This is a genomic window from Anaerobacillus alkalidiazotrophicus (genome assembly GCF_001866055.1).
In genome coordinates this window covers 640,886-661,278 of sequence record NZ_MLQS01000030.1, presented here as the reverse complement: position 1 = coordinate 661,278, position 20,393 = coordinate 640,886, and the positions used below count along the sequence as shown (strand labels likewise).

General features: G+C 35.1%; 19 protein-coding genes and 2 pseudogenes. 9 read left to right on the top strand and 12 right to left on the bottom strand.

Annotated features, from left to right (window positions below; genetic code table 11):
- Positions 1 to 283 precede the first annotated feature (283 nt).
- Positions 284 to 739, top strand: a complete 456-nt coding sequence (locus BKP45_RS19040) for a hypothetical protein (protein WP_071390760.1) — start codon at positions 284 to 286, stop codon at positions 737 to 739.
- A 61-nt stretch (positions 740 to 800) separates the two neighbouring features.
- Here BKP45_RS19040 and BKP45_RS19035 read toward each other — a convergent pair whose 3' ends face one another.
- On the bottom strand, positions 801 to 1,997 hold the full coding sequence (locus BKP45_RS19035; RefSeq protein WP_071390759.1) for a glycosyltransferase family 4 protein: 1,197 nt from the start codon (positions 1,995 to 1,997) through the stop codon (positions 801 to 803).
- A 161-nt stretch (positions 1,998 to 2,158) separates the two neighbouring features.
- Between BKP45_RS19035 and BKP45_RS19030 the strand changes: the two genes are divergently transcribed.
- The 5 genes and pseudogenes from BKP45_RS19030 to BKP45_RS19015 all read left to right on the top strand — a co-directional run bounded on the left by BKP45_RS19030 (position 2,159) and on the right by BKP45_RS19015 (position 6,107).
- Entirely contained in the window at positions 2,159 to 3,211 is a 1,053-nt protein-coding gene (locus BKP45_RS19030) for a glycosyltransferase family 4 protein (RefSeq protein ID WP_071390779.1), read from the top strand.
- A gap of 50 nt (positions 3,212 to 3,261) precedes the next feature.
- Positions 3,262 to 3,951, top strand: a complete 690-nt coding sequence (locus BKP45_RS19025) for a sulfotransferase family 2 domain-containing protein (protein WP_071390758.1) — start codon at positions 3,262 to 3,264, stop codon at positions 3,949 to 3,951.
- 9 nt (positions 3,952 to 3,960) lie between these two features.
- Positions 3,961 to 4,126, top strand: a pseudogene (locus tag BKP45_RS22255) (transposase); the annotation flags it as partial.
- Positions 4,127 to 4,295: 169 nt separating this feature from the next.
- Complete coding sequence (locus BKP45_RS19020) at positions 4,296 to 5,357, top strand: glycosyltransferase WbsX family protein (protein WP_071390757.1); 1,062 nt, start codon at positions 4,296 to 4,298, stop codon at positions 5,355 to 5,357.
- A 21-nt stretch (positions 5,358 to 5,378) separates the two neighbouring features.
- Positions 5,379 to 6,107: a sulfotransferase family 2 domain-containing protein gene (locus tag BKP45_RS19015; protein WP_071390756.1), complete on the top strand. Its 729-nt coding sequence runs from the start codon at positions 5,379 to 5,381 to the stop codon at positions 6,105 to 6,107.
- A gap of 450 nt (positions 6,108 to 6,557) precedes the next feature.
- Here BKP45_RS19015 and BKP45_RS19010 read toward each other — a convergent pair whose 3' ends face one another.
- From BKP45_RS19010 to BKP45_RS18965, 10 genes and pseudogenes are all read right to left on the bottom strand, one after another.
- A complete protein-coding gene (locus tag BKP45_RS19010; RefSeq protein ID WP_071390755.1) occupies positions 6,558 to 7,355 on the bottom strand; it encodes a sulfotransferase domain-containing protein in 798 nt (265 codons plus the stop codon).
- A 212-nt stretch (positions 7,356 to 7,567) separates the two neighbouring features.
- The gene (locus tag BKP45_RS19005; protein WP_071390754.1) at positions 7,568 to 8,023 is read right to left on the bottom strand and encodes a dTDP-4-dehydrorhamnose 3,5-epimerase family protein; all 456 of its coding nucleotides are present in this window, start codon (positions 8,021 to 8,023) and stop codon (positions 7,568 to 7,570) included.
- Complete coding sequence (gene rfbD / locus BKP45_RS19000) at positions 8,016 to 8,864, bottom strand: dTDP-4-dehydrorhamnose reductase (RefSeq protein WP_071390778.1); 849 nt, start codon at positions 8,862 to 8,864, stop codon at positions 8,016 to 8,018. Before rfbD ends, BKP45_RS19005 begins: the two co-directional genes overlap by 8 nt.
- Positions 8,865 to 8,880: 16 nt before the next feature.
- A complete protein-coding gene (rfbB, locus tag BKP45_RS18995) occupies positions 8,881 to 9,834 on the bottom strand; it encodes a dTDP-glucose 4,6-dehydratase (protein WP_071390753.1) in 954 nt (317 codons plus the stop codon).
- Positions 9,831 to 10,586 (bottom strand): sugar phosphate nucleotidyltransferase, encoded by a 756-nt coding sequence (locus tag BKP45_RS18990; RefSeq protein WP_071390752.1) that lies wholly within the window; start codon positions 10,584 to 10,586, stop codon positions 9,831 to 9,833. Before BKP45_RS18990 ends, rfbB begins: the two co-directional genes overlap by 4 nt.
- Before the next feature lie 510 nt (positions 10,587 to 11,096).
- A complete protein-coding gene (locus BKP45_RS18985) occupies positions 11,097 to 11,789 on the bottom strand; it encodes a galactosyltransferase-related protein (protein WP_071390751.1) in 693 nt (230 codons plus the stop codon).
- A 59-nt stretch (positions 11,790 to 11,848) separates the two neighbouring features.
- Positions 11,849 to 12,535 carry a glycosyltransferase gene (locus BKP45_RS18980; protein WP_071390750.1) on the bottom strand — a complete coding sequence of 229 codons (687 nt, stop codon included), beginning with the start codon at positions 12,533 to 12,535 and terminating at the stop codon, positions 11,849 to 11,851.
- Between the two features lie 59 nt (positions 12,536 to 12,594).
- Positions 12,595 to 13,257 (bottom strand): annotated as a pseudogene (locus tag BKP45_RS21845) (transposase); the annotation flags it as partial.
- A 98-nt stretch (positions 13,258 to 13,355) separates the two neighbouring features.
- Entirely contained in the window at positions 13,356 to 14,027 is a 672-nt protein-coding gene (locus tag BKP45_RS18970; RefSeq protein WP_071390748.1) for a class I SAM-dependent methyltransferase, read from the bottom strand.
- A gap of 284 nt (positions 14,028 to 14,311) precedes the next feature.
- Complete coding sequence (locus BKP45_RS18965) at positions 14,312 to 15,136, bottom strand: sulfotransferase domain-containing protein (RefSeq protein ID WP_071390747.1); 825 nt, start codon at positions 15,134 to 15,136, stop codon at positions 14,312 to 14,314.
- 742 nt (positions 15,137 to 15,878) lie between these two features.
- Between BKP45_RS18965 and BKP45_RS18960 the strand changes: the two genes are divergently transcribed.
- From BKP45_RS18960 to BKP45_RS23415, 3 genes are all read left to right on the top strand, one after another.
- The gene (locus BKP45_RS18960; RefSeq protein ID WP_084788049.1) at positions 15,879 to 16,112 is read left to right on the top strand and encodes a hypothetical protein; all 234 of its coding nucleotides are present in this window, start codon (positions 15,879 to 15,881) and stop codon (positions 16,110 to 16,112) included.
- 290 nt (positions 16,113 to 16,402) lie between these two features.
- On the top strand, positions 16,403 to 16,753 hold the full coding sequence (locus BKP45_RS18955; RefSeq protein ID WP_071390745.1) for a hypothetical protein: 351 nt from the start codon (positions 16,403 to 16,405) through the stop codon (positions 16,751 to 16,753).
- Positions 16,754 to 17,293: 540 nt separating this feature from the next.
- Complete coding sequence (locus tag BKP45_RS23415) at positions 17,294 to 19,447, top strand: translocation/assembly module TamB domain-containing protein (RefSeq protein WP_322788167.1); 2,154 nt, start codon at positions 17,294 to 17,296, stop codon at positions 19,445 to 19,447.
- A gap of 68 nt (positions 19,448 to 19,515) precedes the next feature.
- On the opposite strand, the gene BKP45_RS18945 is transcribed toward BKP45_RS23415, so the two are convergent.
- A complete protein-coding gene (locus BKP45_RS18945; RefSeq protein ID WP_071390128.1) occupies positions 19,516 to 20,370 on the bottom strand; it encodes a sulfotransferase domain-containing protein in 855 nt (284 codons plus the stop codon).
- Between the last annotated feature and the right edge of the window lie 23 nt (positions 20,371 to 20,393).

Below are 20,393 nucleotides of genomic sequence, written 5' to 3'. Positions count from 1 at the left end.
TTTGCTCTTTATAACTTATGTTTGAATACAAAATTGGTCCTAGACCATCCCCTAAATGTACCTAAAGACTATAAAAAGGGCCTTTATCCGCAGATAAAAACCTTAATTTTGAATAAATGAGACTGATTCAATCAGTCTCATTTATTATTTTCAAGCATTTGTCGTAAACAACTAGTACATCTATCTATTATTTGAGGTTAAATGTTGATTTTTAATAGAAAGTCCTAGCAACTATTTAGAAAAATCATATTGTATAGTACCAAGCAATGAGGAGGTGATATAAATGCCAATTCAATTTTTAGATATGCGAGTATCTCAACACAGTGATAATGATGCTGATACTACACCAATTCCAGTTGCTCCTGCTTCTTTATTATTTGGTGACATTGGGTTACAGACTGCAGGAGTTTTACCAGAAAATGTAGGTGATATTCGTGTAAATTTAAATGGGTATGTAAAAGTGTCTGGCCTAGCTTTACTTGAAGAATTAACGATCAGAGTTTTTCGAAATGGTGATGAAATCTTTACAACAACCTTTGACTTACCAGCTTTATTAGGAGCTGTTATTGACAACACATGGGGCTTTAGTGCTGTTGACTATCAACCACCTGCACCTTTAACTGGAGAAATTCGATATACAGCAACAATTGAATCCACAGGAATTCTTGGTCTAACAACCGCTGTAATTGGAGCTGCTAACTTTAGTGGGATTGCAGCTGCTGGTACGACAACGGGTTAATGAGCAAAAACCTGAAGGATTTCCTTCAGGTTTTTTTATAGCTTTGTTGCTAACTACATAGTTAATTATTAAACACTTTTCTGAAAATAAAATGTAACTGTTGCCGGAAATGGTCAACCCCAAAATTGTTCATTGCAGCCACGCGATTTTCCTCACCTACTTTTTGCCGTAAATTAGGATTAGTAATGAGCTGAGAAACTTTATTTTCGAGTACAGGGACATTTCCTTTTTCTACTATGAAATGCTCATTATTCGTTATTCGAAATTGTTCAATTAACCCGCCTGATTGATAAGCAACAACGGGCTTTGCTGAAAATAAACTCTCTTGGCAGACTAATGAAAAGCCTTCATCTACTAAACTTGGAATCACGATTATATCTACAGCTGGATAAACAGAATAAATATTTGTTTCGAATTGTAAAAGATGAAATTTATGTTTATTCCTTGATTGATCAATTAGCCTCTTACACTTTCTGTAAAAAGCCTTATCAGTTGGTTTGCCAATAAGTAAAAAATGTACATGATGATGTTTTATACATAAAGATACTGCTACTTTTATGAAATGGTCAAATCCTTTAATTGGAGAAAAATAAGCAGCGATACATCCTACTAATAAATCCGTATTTTTTAGCCTTAATTTATGTCGAAAAATTTCTCTGTTCCTTTTCATTAAAGGTAACTGAAGCTGTTTTAGCTCAACAGTAGGATATAATACGAATGTCTTTTGATGTAAATTAGCTTGATGAAACGGTTTAAGTACAGCATATGAAACACCTATGATCCAATTGGAATACTGATTTATAAAGGAAACAGCTTGCTTTGTAAATAAGTTTTTAGTAATTACTTCACTTATAATCCAAACAACCGGTACTCCTAATTGCTTTGCAGCTAATGCAGGTATTGGATTAACACATGTATTGACAATTACTAAATCTGCCTTCTTCTGCTTGATAATACTAACTAGCTGTTTTTGTGAAGGATCACTTAATAACTGCTTTTGTTGTTTAGTTAGCGTTTCATCTGGTTTCCACAACTGCCAAGACATTGGATAAGGAGTGATCAAAACTTGGATCGCTAACTTTTTCACTTTTGAAGTTAACATACTATGAATTGGTGAAATAAGAATACAATGATTGTGCTTCTGCATTTCTTTCATTAGAAATAACAAATAATTCTCAGCCCCTGTAATATGATCATCCTCACCTTTATGAGCACAAAATACAATGGTTTTCTTCTGTCCACGTTCATTAATTACCACTCAAACACCTCATTTATCTGTTCTTTTCGCTCCTATTTAACAATATTCCGATAGCCATATACGTTAGAATGAAAAACTTAATATTAATAAGGAAATTAACCCACTCCACTAACAACCTCTAAACATACGCTGATTAGTAACATGGAGGAAGGATGATTTTTATGAAAATACTATTCGTGTACTATTTGCCAAGTGGCGGAATGGAAACATTAAATCGCCAACGCTGTCTAGCGTTGCAAAAAAAAGGAATTACCTGTCATTTACTTTACTTCAAAAATGGAGCAGGAAATCACAACATAAAAAATATTCCAACATTTATTACAAACGATGATCATCAAATTCAACAAATCATCAAAAAGGAAAATTACACGCTAGTTGTAGTTTCATCAGATTACTTATTTTTAAAAAAACTTAGAGATTTTGGATATAAAGGAAAAATCATCTACGAAGTTCAAGGTTTAGGTGAGGAAAAGTATGTAAACCAAATTTTGCAAAGTATAAAAAGTCATATTACTCCGTATGCAAATGGCCTATTATACCCAAATACATCACATTTAAAAAAATATTTTCAACAACACTATCCAACACTGAAGCAATATTATTTTCATAATTGTATCGATACCAATACTTTCTGCTATCGCTCTTTAACCCGTCAACCTTCACCAATTATCGGTTGGGTAGGACGCTTAGAAAAAAATAAAAACTGGGAAGGTTTTTTAACAATTTGCCACCAGTTAATGAAAAATAATCCTTCCATAAAAATCTGGATGTTTCATGACCCTACACTCGCTACACCTGAAGAAACAGATCGTTATAATAAAATGGTGAACGATTTGCAATTAAAAAACAATTTAACCACTTACTCAAACATAAGTCACGATCAAATGGCAAATTATTATTCAATGATTGGCGATTCCAAAGGATTTTTATGCTCCACCTCAATTACTGAAGGATTTGGTTATGCCGTCCTTGAGGCTATGGCCTGTCGTTGTCCTGTTCTATCAACAGATTCGGATGGCGTGCGAAGCTTTATTATTCATAATAAAACTGGAAAGTATTTTAAAAATACAACGGACGCTGTGAACCAAGCAAAGCAAATTATTAACGATGCAAAATTACGAGAAATGATTCGAACAAATGCTCAAAAACATATTCAAATATATTTCCATCCTTCCCAATACGCTCAAAACTTCCTGAAACTAATTAAAGAGTAATATTTCTTAATTTACTAGAATAAATATTCCAAATAGAGGATTGATGCTTAATGAAAAATAAAGAAATATTAATTCATTTGCACATGCCCAAAACTGCTGGAACTACTTTGAAATATATTATTGGAAAAAATATCGATCGTAATAGTAACTTTCATGTTTATAAAGCCGATCCAGAAAGAGATGCTATTCTTAAACAACTAACAAAAAAAAATGTTGCTTGTATTCAAGGGCATTTTCCATTCGGTGTTCATCATTATTTCTCATCTCCATCTACTTATATTACGATGTTACGAGAACCGGCAGAACGAATTATTTCTGAATATTACTTTATTCGAAGTATTCGTACTCACGATCAATTTGAAAAAGTGATGAATATGAGTCTAGAAGAGTATCATAACCAAAACGAACATATGAATTTGCAAACTCGTTTAATTTCTGGGTATCTTGGAGATCAACTAACAACCGCTCATTTAGAACAGGCAAAACAACATATTGAAAATTATTTTTCTGTTGTTGGACTAACAGAAATGTTCGATCAATCACTTTATTTAATGAAAAAATTTTTTAATTGGCAAACAATTGATTATAGAAAGCAAAACATTACAAAAAACAAACCACAAATTCACCAATTGCCAAAGAAAACGATTGAATCGATTAAAGAAAACAATCAATTAGATAATGAATTGTATCATTTCTCAAAGCTAAGATTACTGAAACAACTTAATAGCTTTTTTCGTTAATTAGTTAGTGAATCAATAGAACAATTAAATCGAGCCAATCAAGAACTTATTGACAAAGTTCCATCTATTCAGAAATTCAAAGGCAGTCATCTTCAATTTAGATTCTACGCATTCAGATACCTACGGGAATCAAGAATCCCCGGCTTACAATGCTCAGTATGGAACAGTCGGCTTCCAGATTATTTTCTAGCATTTATTTTGAAATCACGTCTAAAGTAGCTAAATCACAATATTTTCTTTTAATGGTTAAAAAAATATTTGTTTTTGGTTTCATTCATGACTAACTACGAAGTATGAATAATTCAGGTTCAAAATTTATATTGGATTAAGGGTGTGTTTTATTAATGAAATTGATTGCCTATTATTTACCACAATTTCACCGCATACCAGAAAATGACAGGTGGTGGGGTGAAGGATTTACTGAGTGGACTAATACAAATAAAGCAAAACCATTGTTTACTGGTCATTATCAACCCCGTATCCCATATCAAGAAAACTATTATGATTTAACTGATCCGCAAATAAGAGAGTGGCAAGCTAAGTTAGCAAAAACTTATGGTATATATGGATTTTGTTATTATCATTATTGGTTTAAAGGTAAGAAATTATTAGAAAAACCATTTGAACAAGTTTTATACTCAAAGAAACCTGATTTTCCATTTTGTCTTTCATGGGCGAATGAACCATGGTCTAGAAGATGGAATGGGGCAAATAACGATGTACTGATGCCACAAGATTATGGGGAAAAAAAAGACTGGGATGAGCATTTTAATTATTTATTAACTGCTTTTAAAGATAGAAGATATATAAAAATTAATGGAAAACCCTTATTTATTATATATCGGCCTTTAAGTATCCCTCAATGTTCGAAAATGTTAAGATACTGGCAATTATTAGCAAGAAAGAACGGGTTCAATGGTATTTTCTTTGTTGAAACATTAAATGGGTTTCATCCATTAAAACATATAGATGGATTTGATGCTTCTATTGAATTTGAACCACATTATACGAACGCTCATAAAAGATATATTAACCCTCGATTGAAAAATATTGGAAAAGACAAGGGTTTATGTGTTTTAAGTTATGATAAAATTTGGAGAAGTATACTAAGAAGAACTTCAATAAGACCTAAGAAAAAAATATTCCCTGGTGCATTTGTTGATTGGGACAATACTGCACGAAGAGGAAAAGAAGCATTAATATTTTACGGTTCAACCCCTCAAAAATTTACATCTTACCTTACTATTCAAATACAAAATGCAAAGAAATTTTATAATAGCGAATTCTTATTTATCAATGCTTGGAATGAATGGGCTGAAGGGGCATATCTTGAACCAGATCAAAAATTTCATTATCAATATTTAGAAGGTGTTAAACAAGCACTCAAGAATAATGGGTACTTTTAACCTTCTTAAGGAGGGGCTTTTATGGACAAAAATAATGATTTACTCATTTTTTTGCATATACCAAAAACTGGAGGTACAACTCTTAGAAAGATAGTTGAAGCACAATATAAACCTAATGAAATAATAACTTTTTCAAATCGAGAATTTTTAGATGAAAAAATTAGATATATGCCATCTAAAGAATTAGATCGTATAAAATGTTTACAAGGGCACAGTCAATTTGGTATTCACTCATATATTCAAAAATCCTTTAAGTATATAACTTTTTTAAGAGATCCAATAGAATCAATGATTTCATTGTATTATTATGTAAGGAATAATCCAAAACAACCCATGTATAAAATAGCATTGGACAATAGTTTAGAAGAGTTTATTGATATTGTAGAACACAATAGATTTACTTGGTATTTATCAGGAACTTCATCAGTAGATATAGAAAAGGCAAAAGAGAACCTGAATAATTTTCATATGGTAGGAATTACAGAAATGTATGAAGAATCCCTATTTCTTATGATGAAGAGTTTAAATTGGAAAAATATAAGGTATAAAAAACGTAATGTTAATAGTAATCGCCCTAGTTCAAGATTAGTTCCCCCTAAAATTATTAATAAGATATCTGAAAAAAACCAATTAGATTTAAATATATATTATCACGCTAAAAAATCACTCCAAAAAAGAATTGATTTATTAGATCAAGCTACAAAAGTAGAACTGAAAAAATTCCAAAAAATTTTTAAAAATGAATTTTAACCTGAATTATTTATAAAAATATCTAGATGACTTCCAATTCCTTAACCATCAAGGAAATGAGCTAAATAGGCCATTCATCAAATCCCTGAAAAAAGAAACCATTTCTGCTAGAGTTAACAAGGGAATAGTCTGCCCCCAAAAAAGATTTTTTCTACCCACTTGCCGCTTTAACCCAACAACATTATAGAAATCAACGTCTTACTTTGGCGGATGAAAGCGAAAGTAAGACGTTGATTTCAATTCATACATTTATTTGGAAGTGTGAATAATTCAGATTAATAATGTATGTTTTATCCTGAATTATTCATAGCGAACACAAATCACGGAAAGAGCTTAATAAACCACCAACTAATCGTATTTTGGGGTCCGTCTTAAAAGTCCTAAAAAATAAATCCAGTGGGGAATAGCGTTTCGCTTTTCCCCACTGGATTTTGTACGCTTACTACTAAGCTACCAATTATTATTTTTTTCATATCCATAGCGAATTAATAAATCTCCTGCACTTTTTTTAAATTCCTCTTTTATTTCTTGGTCAAATTCAGTTTTCCATGCACCAACCTTTCCAGAACGGAATGTTCGAGAAGTATTTGTATCTATGTTACCAATCATTTTTGTAACCATTGCTTTTTTTTGAACTGGAGTTAATAACCCACCCCATAAATAATTTACTAGATTCATTAATGTTATAAAGCGATTATTTATTAATTCTTCAAAAGAAAACGAATACGTGTTTTTGTCATTTAACCATCCGTAGAACCCTTCGATATAGGATTTATAACTTTTCCATTTACCATTTTGGCCTAGGTATGCTTGATTAATTAATTTTAGTATACGGTCTTTGGGAGTTAATGATTTAAATTCATTTCTAAGTGGATGCTCTTTCCATCCCCGTTCACTAGGAATAAAGTAAGACATGGAAACTAATACATCTCTAGGATCACGGTGAAGAAAAATATGTTTTATTTTAAGTTTTTTTAACATATTTTCATATTGTTTCGTATAAAAAACATGACCTAATCCAAACTCATTCCTTTTAAGTGCCACAAGTCGTCTATAATGATCTTGATATCCGTTTTGTAACATAAAATGATCCATATCATCGAAAAAAAATTTTTTACTACTATCTGTAATGTTCATTGATATATGAGGCATTCCATTAAGAAGCTGATGTAAAAGATGAGTCCCGCTTTTTGGTACCGAAGTCATTAAAAACGGTTGTAATAATTGGTGATGCGTGTTTGACTTCAATTTTAAGTTCCCTCCTTTTGCTATTCCTTATATCTTATTAATCTAAGGTTTTTTAGTATAATTAAATACCCATATTTTTTGTTTATTTAAGTATTTAGACAATTTAACAGAGCTCTCTTAAATTTAATGCTCTAAATAAAAATCAACTGCTTTTATACAATTAAATTTAAACAGCCTTAGCCCGATATTCCAATGTGCTAAGGCTATAATTATTACCGATTTTTTATCTCCCAATCAAACCCTATATTTGGATCATCCCACGGTATCCGTTTCTCATCAGGTTTTTCAGGATTATAGGATTTCGTTGTAAAATAAATAATTGTTGCCGGTGTTTGCCCGAGAACGCGATAACCGTGAGCAACACCCTTGGGAATGAGCAACACGATTGGATTTTCTTCCCCCATATAAAAGACTTCTGTTTCCCCATGCGTTGCTGAAACCTTTCGCAGGTCATAAAGGACGACTTGAGCATTCCCTGAAGGAAAAAACCATACGTCATCTTGTTCTTCGTGGTAATGGAAGGCTTTAATAACGCCAGGATAACTCATCGACCACGATGCTTGCCCGAAGTTTTCCAATAGATCTTCGTCATCTCTTACAAGTTCAGCAAAAAAACCTCGATCATCGCAGTGCTTTAATAATTTCTTGATTTTCACGCCTTCAATCATGTTTTAACTCCTCCCTAATAAATTCATCGACGGCCTCTTCCCATCGTCTAGGTTTTTCAATTTCTTCTCTCTTTAAAGAGTTATGAGCCAAAACAGAATATGCCGGTCTTGGTGCCAGAGCTCCATAAGCCTCGGTCGTTATCGGCTTAATTAAATTAGGGTCGAATCCTGCTTCTTTAAAAATATATTTTGCAAACATATACCAACTACAGAATCCAGAATTACTAACATGATAGATTCCATACGTTTTACCGATTAACTGCATAATCACATCCGCTAGGTCTTTCGTATAGGTCGGTGAACCGATTTGATCGTCTACCACTTTAACTTCGTTCCTTTGCTCTGCTAATTTGAGCATCGTTTTGACGAAATTTTTACCACTACTTCCGTATAGCCAGGATGTTCTTACAATATAGGATTCTTCTATTATCGATCGGACGAGTTGTTCCCCAAGCCATTTACTTAATCCATAAACACTTTTCGGATTGGGATGATCCTCTTCTCTATAAGGGGTTGTTTTATCGCCGCTGAATACGTAATCGCTGCTAATATAGACCATTTTTGCTCCACTTTGTTTTGCTTCTTTTGCAACATGCAAAGTTCCTAGACTATTAACCTCAAAAGCTTTCATTTTGTCATGTTCACATTGGTCCACTGCCGTATAAGCAGCTGCATGAATAATGACATCTGGTTTTAAGCTATTAATTACCTGCGAAACATGAATTTGATTTGTAATATCTAGCTGGTCTTTCCCTAATGCTGTAACGGTCGCCAATTGTTTCGCCTTCTCTGCTAGTTCTTTTCCTAATTGGCCATTTGCACCAGTAATCAAGATCCGCACCGATTTTTCACCCACTTTATTGACTGTAGTTGGTTTTATACCATTCAATGGTCTTGATTAGCCCCTCTCTAAAAGAAACTTGTGGTTTCCATCCTAATTCCTTATGGATTTTTCCCCAATTGATTCCATATCTCCTGTCATGCCCTTTTCGATCTTTGACATATTCTATTAAGCTATAATCTTTATTTAAATAATCAAGAATTAATGTAATCACTTCTTTATTCGTCCACTCATGTCCACCACCAATGTTGTATACTTCACCTGAGTCGCCATGTTCTAATACCGTATGAATCGCACGGCAATGATCATCAACAAAGATCCAATCTCGAACGTGTTTCCCGTCTCCATAAAGCGGGATTTTTTGATCATTTAAAGCATTCGTGATGACTTTGGGAATGAATTTTTCCAAATGCTGTTTTGGACCATAATTATTACTGCAACGAGTAATAATTAATGGCAGCTGGTATGTTCTATGAAAAGAGCGAACGAATAAATCGGCACTTGCTTTACTCGCTGAATAAGGGTTATTTGATGCAAGCTGCGAATATTCAGTAAAGGGGAGACTATCTTGATCTAGGGATCCATACACTTCATCTGTTGAAATCTGAATCATTTTTTTAGCTTTTCCAGCAAGAACAGCATTAAGAAGGTTAAGCGTCCCGTTTATATTTGTATGAATAAATGGGTGAGCATTTTCAATACTTCGATCGACGTGGGATTCGGCTGCGAAATTAATAATGGCTTCATAGTCACAATCAAAAACTTGTTTCAAACTTGTTCCATTACTAATATCACACTGAATAAATCGATAATTCCTATGTTGATTAAAGGTTTTCATGTTGTTAATATGACCTGCATACGTTAACGCATCAATGTTGGTGATAGAATAAGTAGTATTCTTCAATATATAATCGATAAAATTTGATCCAATAAACCCCGCACCACCAGTGATTAGAAGATGTTTACTCACTCGACTCCCCCTTTCTGAGAATTTTTAGAGGTTTCAATTCGTTCATTAACTAATGTATTTGCTTTAAAGAGTGATTCGTGAGTGCCTGCATCGATCCACCAACCTTGTAATATATCATAATACAACTGGTTTTCTTTTATATATAGATTATTAACATCAGTAATTTCTAATTCACCTCGATCAGATGGTTTTATAGAGCTAATCAATTCAAATACTTGTGAATCATACATATAAACCCCTGTTACACAATATTGAGAATTGGTTATTTTTGGTTTTTCAATAATTGACTGAATCGTGCTAGTTCCTTCATCTAATATAGCAATTCCATACCGGGAAGGATTTGATACCTTTTTTAATAAAACTCTAGCTCCACTAGATTGCATCTTATAATTTTCAATGTAAGGAACAAGGGAATCTTCAAATATATTATCCCCTAATAAAGTAATAAACTTTCCATCCTTTACAAACGACTTTGCATAAGATAGGCCATCTGCAATTCCATTTGCACCGTCTTGGATTTTATAGCTTAAATTAACTTCTAATTCCTTTCCATCATCAAATAATGCCATGAAGGAACTTAAATGTTCTCTGTTTGTTAATATTAATATATCTTCTATTCCTGCTTCTTTAAGCTTAATGATCGACCAATAAATCATCGGGAAAGGACCAACCGGAAGAAGATGCTTATTGATAATTTTAGTAAAGGGCTTTAACCGAGTACCGCTTCCTCCTGCTAAAATAACCCCTTTCATTTCTTCACTTCCTTTGTTGTAAAATCATACTGCTCATAATTATTAATTTATGAATGATTTTATGGTTAGGTTCACCATTTAAAATTTTTGTTGTTCTACATCAACTCCATACTCACTCAAAAAAAGCCTTACTTAATCTATATTGCTTTCCAAACCTTTTGATACCCCTAATCTAAGCTGCTTTCCAGTACCCCATTAGTACTCTATTCGTACGTCTTAGAGAAGGGAAGTTGTCTATTTAAAAAGAGGGCATGTAGAATTTTTACATTACATCCTGAAAATATTGAGTCATAAATTATAAAGCTAATTTATTTGCCTTAACATCCATGACAAAAAAAGCTTACATCATAATCCACGATGCAACCCTTGCAAAAAATATCCTGATTTATTTCATTTAACAAGAAACTTTATTTACATACTACTTAGATTAACAGAATATACACTAATTCCCACTTACAAACAGACTAGGAAACTCCGCCAAGTGATCCAATATCCTCACAAGTTAGTACCTCACTTCATTTGTTCATCAACTAATGTCTTCATTTTTTGTACATTTCCAATACTATTTACATATTGCTTATATAATTGAACATTATTGTTTATATTTGAATTCCATGCTTTTGGATGCCATAAATGATAGATAAAATCATCTTCAATTCGCTTATAAGGCCCACATAAAGTATTCATAGCATCCTTAAATGCATCATCCTCTCTTCCCCACCCTCTAAATCTCTCATCAAATCCTCTAACAATACTGAAGCTTTGACGCCTAAGAACGATAACTCCACCTATAGATTGATAATTTGGATTATTCTTATGGCGTTCATTATATTCTACTTCGATTGGGAATGGCCACTTAGGTTGAACATTCAGAAGATTTCTCGTGCTTTTCTCAGAGAGATCTAGGCATTTACTATAAGGAATAACCCAAGCGTTTTTATCAAGTAATTCAATTGACTTAACAATGATTTGCGGGTTATATACGATATCAGCATCTGCAATTACAAACACATCTTTTGTGGCATTCTTTGCAGCTAAATTAATAGCTTTTGATTTATTAAAAGGATGATCATGATTTTCACCAATACATACTTCAACTTCAGGTAAAACATTTTGATAAAAGGTTGTCACCCATTTAAACAAATCTTCTCTTATCCCCTTATCCGGCTTAAAAGGAATCAAAACCGATACATTATTTAACATCGTTATTGCCTCCTAATTATTTTCACTTTGTTAAACTGTAACTTATACTACCTAATCCATTAAAACTCTTTATCCACAAGGTTTTTGTAATGATCAGTATTAGCAACGAATCTACAGTTTTTCAAAAAATTTTCTTCACTAATTTTCCATGTATGATATTTTACATCTCTTCTTATATTTGTGTAGTTATATTTAGAAGTCGAATATATTTTATACCCCTTCTCTTGACTTTCTATTTGAAATTGTCTGTCAGAGCCTTGATTTTGTTTGGTTGTAAATTGGACATGATTAAATATTTCTTTTTTAAATATTAAAGTAGAATCACAAACTGCACTTACAAACCTATTTTCCACATTAAAACGAGTAACTAACTCCTTCGTTCTTTCTATATAAGCAAAATAGGCACATTTCCCTGTAATATCCGCATTCTTGTCTTCAAATGCTTTCATGCCTTCACTAAGAAAGTGAGGAGAGTAATAATCATCATCATCAAATTTGGCTATATAGTCAAATTTCGCTTTTTTAATTGCGAAATTTTTACATTCCCCTACTGTTATCTCATAAGGCTTTTGATAAACGGAAACATTCTGATATTGTTCCGCTTTTTTCTTCCACTCCATTAGATCCATATCTTCTCGGTTTAGTACAATAATCAATTCTTTATCCTTCCATGTCTGCCTTTCATAATTTTCAAAAACATGATTGATATATTCAGGTCTAATGGTACAGGTGATAATGGATACCATTGATAGGACTCCTTTATTTAAATTTTAAAAGATAATCAACTTTACTGAAGGATGTATTAATTTTTGGTTCCAACGGCAAAGTGTCCTTTGTAACCAAACCAAAATACGTTCTTTCCTTCAATGTTTTTCTTGATGCCTCACTTAGGAGCGGTGAGTACAGACGAACGTAGCTCTTCTAGAGCCGCATCAAGTTGGGTTTTCAATCTTCTTCTCGAAAATGGGAAGAGTTGCTTCTTTTGGTGCTTGTTCTTGAAGCTATTTTTCTCGCTCTTCTTTTGATTTACGTCTGTACTTTTGGGGTTCAGATTTAGGCTTCTCTTCTTTCGTTGGTGCTTGATCTCGAGTTTCAATGTGAGTCGCATCAATGGCAATGGTATAATTACTGATAAACCCTTCTAAAATACTTGGAGGATTTACGGTTCTTGAACACGTTCAAGAACCTCTGTTTCTGCTAATTTCGTAAGCATTCTTGAATAAGAAGCTTCAGATGGAATCGTATCAGAAAGAAGAAATCCACAGTCTAAACGGAACATGTAGTCATGTTTAAGTCGTTTAATGAGATGTTGAATGGTTGGAATTCGCTCGAGCTTTCTTCTTGCGACAAGAGAATAAGACATCGCAGCGTAGTTTAGCTGAACAGGCACACCATAAAGAGCTTTTTTAGATACAACGGCAAGTATCAGATAGATGTCAATGGTCAAAAATACCGCTTCAAAACGGTGGGGTAGGTTCCAGGTAGGAATTTTGTATACTTACATTCTCTCTATAGTAAAGGACTTTTTGGAGCTTGAGTTAAATCCATTGTATATTAAATTCAAGCTCAGCTATTTTTTTTCTTTTTTTTGAAAAGTAACATTTTTTGCTTTCGTGGATGATTCCAATTTCCTATATATTCAACAGTTAATGATAAATCTCTAATTATGAACGGAAACACCGAAAAAGGATAGTAATACGGATCTTTATCTTCGTTTTTAGATTTATAAAGGAGATCATTAAGACTCTCCAAATTGTATTTTTTATTTTTAGCTTCAAAAAAAGTAGCGTAAAATTCCCCATTACTTTTTAATACCTTCTCAATCTGCACCAAACATTTGTATATTTCATCTAATGAAAGATGGGTAAAAACTGATTGAGCAAAAGCAAAATCAAATCTTTGATTAAATAGACCGAAATTAAAGTCTCCATTTACTATTAAAGTAGGCTCTTTATTTAAAATATCTAGTTTTTGTAGTTCAATTTTCCCAGCCTTAATTAGATATTCATTGATATCGATACCATAATAATTTCCTTTTTCTAAAAAATTAACAAAATGAATTCCCCCTCTTAATGAACCACAACCAACATCTAGAAAAGTATTTTCCTTTTTTAAACCTTTTTTCACAAACCAATCAAACTGTAGTTCACCTATTTCATCCCATTTTCCGCCTACTGCTTCTCTATGTTTACCTTCTTCAATATCTTTATTTGTTAATACTAATTTTTTATGGTTCACAAAAAAACTCCCTCTTTCATTTATAATCTTATGGATCGATTTCACAATAACAATTCTACTTTTTCGTAGAACAGAGTAACAAAAAAAAACTGTTACAATTGAAAAACGGTCTGAGCAACCAAGTTGTAACATTAAAAAGAAATAAAAACTAAAAATGTAAGACATGAAAAGCAATAAATAACAAATTAAATTGTTATAAAATTACCAGTTACCAAGTTTCATAAGACTTATAGAGCTAAAACTTAACTGCGGAATTTTAGGTATAATAAAACTATCTTAAAAAATTAAAACTTATCCAAAGAATATAACTTAAGAGCATTCGGAGCATACCGTTGAAGGCTCTCTTTTAATTCTTCAACTAAACTATAGTCATAGGCACTATTTTTATTTTGATTATTTATCTCTAGCCTTTTTTCATAACGCCTATTTGTAATCTTTTCTAATATAGATGGATCCTGAATTATATCTTCATATTTTAATAAATGAAGCTCTTCTCTCAGGGCTAAATACCGTTGACAAACAAGATCATATACTTTCACATGTTTATCAATTAGTTTATCTTTAGATTTTATTATGCTTCTTAATTCAGCCCAAAATGGGGCACCATGGGGGACATGGGCTCTGCTAATATATAAATTTAATGAATTCCAAGATAAAATAGTAGGAATTGGATGTCTAATAATAGCTATTATAGAGAAATGTTTTTTCTCAATAAGTTCGGGTAGAATACTTGTATATAATGCTGGATGTTTCATACCTAATAAGAATTCATTATTTTCAACTTTAAATATCGTACGCTTAATTTTTTCAATTCTCTTTGGGTCCCCTTCTTCATTTCGTTCATAATAATTCGTTATCGCTGACCCATCATTTTTACGACGATCTATTATAGGTTTATTATTTGAAATTTCGGTTCTTACCTTATTGAAATCCTTGATTAAAAAATCTACAATTTCGTTTGAATCATTGGATTGGTTTACCCAGTCTAATTGCCAATTAGGTTCACTTAAACATACGCAATTAGTTAAGCTGTCTAATAGTGCTGTTGTTAAAGTAGTACCTCCTCTTTGGATTCCCGTTACTATTAGATCGTTCTTCATTTGTTTCATATAATATAGTCTCTCCCTTTATATAAAATTTCTTTATACTTTTTATAGCCTATTAATGAAGGATGGGATTATGCAAAAGAATTTATTTACAGGGGGCCATGTTGACGCAGATGAACCTACTAATGTTTTAGGCGAAACATCTTATAAGTAATAATTATAACCATCGAGATATACTAATATCATTCCTTTTTAAGATATAAACCTCTTTAAGCACTTTTACTCCTTTTATGTGTTATCTTATCTAATTTGCTTTAATAGTATTTAAGATTACATATTTCGTTACAAGAAAAAAATAAAAAGTCTGGTAAAAATACAGCAAAAGGTTCATTACCAATAAGCCCTAATTGTATTACCTATTCCTTTTTTATAAAGAAGGCTACGTGTTCCGTATCTTGCTGCAGGTATAATTTTTTACTGTTGTCACCTTCACCTCTTTTCCCTATTCTCCTTGCTAGTACTTACTCTATTCTTACAAATACGGAATGAAATTTGTCCCATTCGAAAAAGGCTTTTGTTGATGAAGTAAAACTGCGCTCAGTCTGTAATATACTGTATTAAATTACTAACTAAGATAACTAGGACTTCACCCATTTTTCATTGTTTCTTTGGGATGTTGTAACAAACTTCCCCTGCCCATTAATACGATATGTCCTCCTTATGTATTGTCGATGTTATTCGTCGTTTAGAAGGCGAATTCAAATGAAAATATGTGTGATTGGAGCACGGGATGTAGGATTAACAGATCATTGAAAATCCGATTATTTTTGTGACAGTTAGCACTCCCTCTTTAGAAGATGGAAGTCCTGATCTTTCCTATGTTCAGTCTGTTATTGATGAAATTGATGCTTCAATACCTTCCCACAAAACGATTATTATCAAAAGCGCCGTACCATCAAGAACAAATGGAGAAATTTATAATATGCTGCCTAAACGAAATTTATATTTGGTACAAATTGTAAAAACCACTGTTGAATAGGGCATATACTCAACCAAATGAACGAACAAAGAGTAAGATATTAAGAAGTTGCCAAAGACTTTTTTAATTAAGCTTTTATTAATTACAAGTATTTCTAATATATCTTGGCTTCTTTACTCTCTTTTTACAATCTAGGAAAGTAAATATTAAGAGGACGATAATAACAGGATCATATATAAGTGTACTGCCCTTTTCTTACTTTTTTTGAACAGATCCTATTACAGCATTGTTGAATTCTTTGGGCATGGAATTTTATAACATCATATTCAAATAAGGGGGGAATTAAATAAATGGCTACTTTTTCATCTGGACCAATTGAAAACAACCCTGTTGACGGGGTTAGGCCTACCACACAAGTGACCATCAAAATTGTTAATAATAGTTCTGTTAACTCTTCTACTGTATCCATTCAGGGGTTTGCATTAGACGGTTCCAGAACATTATACGTTAATGAGCTATTTGGAGTAGCTCCTAACCAAGTAGTTACCAGAACCTTTTTTGCTAACGTGAATGCCTTTGAATTTGTTTTTACAACTGATGGAGCAGCCGAAGATCAAACGGAAATTTCCATGTGGGGGAAAAATCCATCAGGTCAATTAGTAGCAAGACATCGTATTGTATCAGATGAACTAGACATGTAAAAAAATTCAACTCTTTAATTAGGTATTTGCTCAATCATTTTAAAGGAATCAAAATAAAATAAAGGGAATATTTTCCACAATACACTTATTTTATTATTCTATGTTTTAATCAACTATCCCTTAATGTATCCTCATCAAAGTAAAGAGAGTCTAAATTATTTTTTTGTAAAGGAGGGAACTGCTGAATGGCAATTTTATCAACAGGTCCGATAGAAAATAATCCTGTTGGCGGAGTTAGGCCCACCACACAAGTGACCATTAAAATTGTTAATAATAATTCTGTTGATTTTTCTACCGTGTCCATTCAGGGTTTTGTATTAAACGGTTCAAGAACTTTATACGTTAATGAGATGTTTGTAGTAGCTCCTAACCAAGTAGTTACCAGAACCTTTTTTGCTAACGTGAATGCTTATCAATTTATCTTTACAACTGCAGGAGCTGCTGAAGATGAAACGGAAATTTCCGTTTGGGGGAAAAATCCAGCAGGTCAATTAGTTACGGCACATCGTCTTGTATCGGATGAACTCTTAGGTACAGACATTGGACCTCAGGGCGATCAAGGACCTCAAGGTGACACTGGACCTCAAGGCGACACTGGACCTCAAGGTGACACTGGACCTCAAGGCGACACTGGACCTCAGGGTGACACTGGACCTCAAGGTGACACTGGACCTCAGGGTGACACTGGACCTCAGGGTGACACTGGACCTCAAGGCGACACTGGACCTCAAGGCGACACTGGACCTCAGGGTGACACTGGACCTCAAGGTGACACTGGACCTCAAGGCGACACTGGACCTCAGGGCGACACTGGACCTCAAGGCGACACTGGACCTCAGGGTGACACTGGACCTCAGGGTGACACTGGACCTCAAGGTGACACTGGACCTCAAGGCGACACTGGACCTCAAGGTGACACTGGACCTCAGGGCGACACTGGACCTCAAGGTGACACTGGACCTCAAGGTGACACTGGACCTCAGGGTGACACTGGACCTCAAGGCGATACCGGACCTCAAGGACCTCAGGGTGACACTGGACCTCAAGGCGACACTGGACCTCAGGGCGACACTGGACCTCAGGGCGACACTGGACCTCAAGGCGACACTGGACCTCAGGGCGACACTGGACCTCAAGGTGACACTGGACCTCAGGGCGACACTGGACCTCAGGGTGACACTGGACCTCAAGGCGATACCGGACCTCAAGGACCTCAGGGTGACACTGGACCTCAAGGCGACACTGGACCTCAAGGTGACACTGGACCTCAGGGCGACACTGGACCTCAGGGTGACACTGGACCTCAGGGCGACACTGGACCTCAGGGTGACACTGGACCTCAAGGCGACACTGGACCTCAAGGTGACACTGGACCTCAGGGTGACACTGGACCTCAAGGCGACACTGGACCTCAAGGCGACACTGGACCTCAAGGCGACACTGGACCTCAAGGCGACACTGGACCTCAGGGTGACACTGGACCTCAAGGTGACACTGGACCTCAAGGCGACACTGGACCTCAAGGCGATCAAGGACCTCAAGGCAACACTGGACCTCAAGGCGACACTGGACCTCAGGGCGACACTGGACCTCAAGGTGACACTGGACCTCAGGGTGACACTGGACCTCAAGGTGACACTGGACCTCAAGGTGACACTGGACCTCAGGGTGACACTGGACCTCAAGGTGACACTGGACCTCAAGGTGACACTGGACCTCAGGGTGACACTGGACCTCAAGGCGACACTGGACCTCAAGGTGACACTGGACCTCAAGGCGACACTGGACCTCAGGGTGACATTGGACCTCAAGGCGACACTGGACCTCAAGGTGACACTGGACCTCAGGGTGACACTGGACCTCAAGGCGACACTGGACCTCAGGGTGACACTGGACCTCAAGGCGACACTGGACCTCAAGGTGACACTGGACCTCAAGGTGACACTGGACCTCAAGGCGACACTGGACCTCAAGGTGACACTGGACCTCAGGGTGACACTGGACCTCAGGGTGACACTGGACCTCAAGGCGACACTGGACCTCAGGGCGACACTGGACCTCAGGGTGACACTGGACCTCAAGGTGACACTGGACCTCAGGGTGACACTGGACCTCAAGGCGATACCGGACCTCAAGGACCTCAGGGTGACACTGGACCTCAAGGCGATACCGGACCTCAAGGACCTCAGGGTGACACTGGACCTCAAGGCGACACTGGACCTCAAGGACCTCAGGGTGACACTGGACCTCAAGGCGATACCGGACCTCAAGGACCTCAGGGTGACACTGGACCTCAAGGCGACACTGGACCTCAAGGTGACACTGGACCTCAGGGCGACACTGGACCTCAAGGCGATACCGGACCTCAAGGACCTCAGGGTGACACTGGACCTCAAGGCGATACCGGACCTCAAGGACCTCAGGGTGACACTGGACCTCAAGGCGACACTGGACCTCAGGGTGACACTGGACCTCAAGGCGACACTGGACCTCAAGGTGACACTGGACCTCAGGGCGACACTGGACCTCAGGGTGACACTGGACCTCAAGGACCTACTGGTTAACCAGAATAATATATCTAAAAAATTAGATACTCATAGTCCTAAAACAATGACTGCTTGTTTCTTGCAAAATAAAAAAGCAGGACTTTGCGAAAATGCAAAGTCCTGCTTTTATTTAATTAAAATGGATTAAGGCTTACTAACGGTGGAAACTATTAGTAATGCACATACTATAATTTCAGTTCACTTGTAAATTAAAACTTATTCACTGTTTTTATTTCCGATTCTAGTCTGAGTTGCTTCATGAATAAGATTATTCAGATATATTGAGAAATGCTGTTCATTTAGTTTATTTACAGGAGTAAGCTGGAAATCTGTATAACCTACATTTGCCATTTCTTTTTCTAAATGGTGCCGAAAAAATTTTATATCCTGATCGGTAAAAAAGGTTTTCCAATTGTTATAGTTGCCAGATCTGTTGGTTCTTTTGAGATGCCCTACATCCCTTGAACTTAATAAAGAAAAACCTAAGTACTTTTCCAAACTACCGATTTTATATTGAATAAAATCCTCATATCTTAAAATATAATGATTTGTTGATAGCTTTTGTAAAAAATTATAATAATCTTTGAAAAAAAGAATCTGGTATTGCAAAAAATTTCGGTTGCTGATCTCTACAACCTTTTCATTCAATTGAACAGCTGAAATGGACCCAGGATTAATTTCTTTTTGTTTGACAAGCTCCTGCCACTCTTTGATATGAGATAACTTCGGTTCTTTTACTGTTCTAATATAATTAAAGATCCAGTACATCAATGAAGAAATAAACTCATCTCGAGGATCGCGTATAATAAAAATAATTTTATCAAATTTAAAAGGATAATCATTATTTATCACTTTCTGCAATATGTCTTTAGTGTACTGTTCATACAAGACCTTTACTACGTTTAATTTATTCCCATTTTCTGGAGGGTATGATAAAAAAAACCTTTCATTTGATGGCTCTAAATAATAAGAAGCATTAGGTATAGAGTTTTGTATATTTTTTGAAATCACTGTAGTACCAGTTTTCGGTTTGCCAACTACTAGAATATTCATTCCTTCTTTTAAATCCACTATTTTTCACCCCAACCCCTAAA

Coding starts and splice junctions, on each gene's coding strand:
- BKP45_RS19040 (WP_071390760.1), top strand. CDS start 284: ATGCCAATTCAATTTTTAGATATGCGAGTATCTCAACACAGTGATAAT.
- BKP45_RS19030 (WP_071390779.1), top strand. CDS start 2,159: ATGAAAATACTATTCGTGTACTATTTGCCAAGTGGCGGAATGGAAACA.
- BKP45_RS19025 (WP_071390758.1), top strand. CDS start 3,262: ATGAAAAATAAAGAAATATTAATTCATTTGCACATGCCCAAAACTGCT.
- BKP45_RS19020 (WP_071390757.1), top strand. CDS start 4,296: ATGAAATTGATTGCCTATTATTTACCACAATTTCACCGCATACCAGAA.
- BKP45_RS19015 (WP_071390756.1), top strand. CDS start 5,379: ATGGACAAAAATAATGATTTACTCATTTTTTTGCATATACCAAAAACT.
- BKP45_RS19005 (WP_071390754.1), bottom strand. CDS start 8,023: ATGATTGAAGGCGTGAAAATCAAGAAATTATTAAAGCACTGCGATGAT.
- BKP45_RS18990 (WP_071390752.1), bottom strand. CDS start 10,586: ATGAAAGGGGTTATTTTAGCAGGAGGAAGCGGTACTCGGTTAAAGCCC.
- BKP45_RS18985 (WP_071390751.1), bottom strand. CDS start 11,789: ATGTTAAATAATGTATCGGTTTTGATTCCTTTTAAGCCGGATAAGGGG.
- BKP45_RS18980 (WP_071390750.1), bottom strand. CDS start 12,535: ATGGTATCCATTATCACCTGTACCATTAGACCTGAATATATCAATCAT.
- BKP45_RS18965 (WP_071390747.1), bottom strand. CDS start 15,136: ATGAAACAAATGAAGAACGATCTAATAGTAACGGGAATCCAAAGAGGA.
- BKP45_RS18955 (WP_071390745.1), top strand. CDS start 16,403: ATGGCTACTTTTTCATCTGGACCAATTGAAAACAACCCTGTTGACGGG.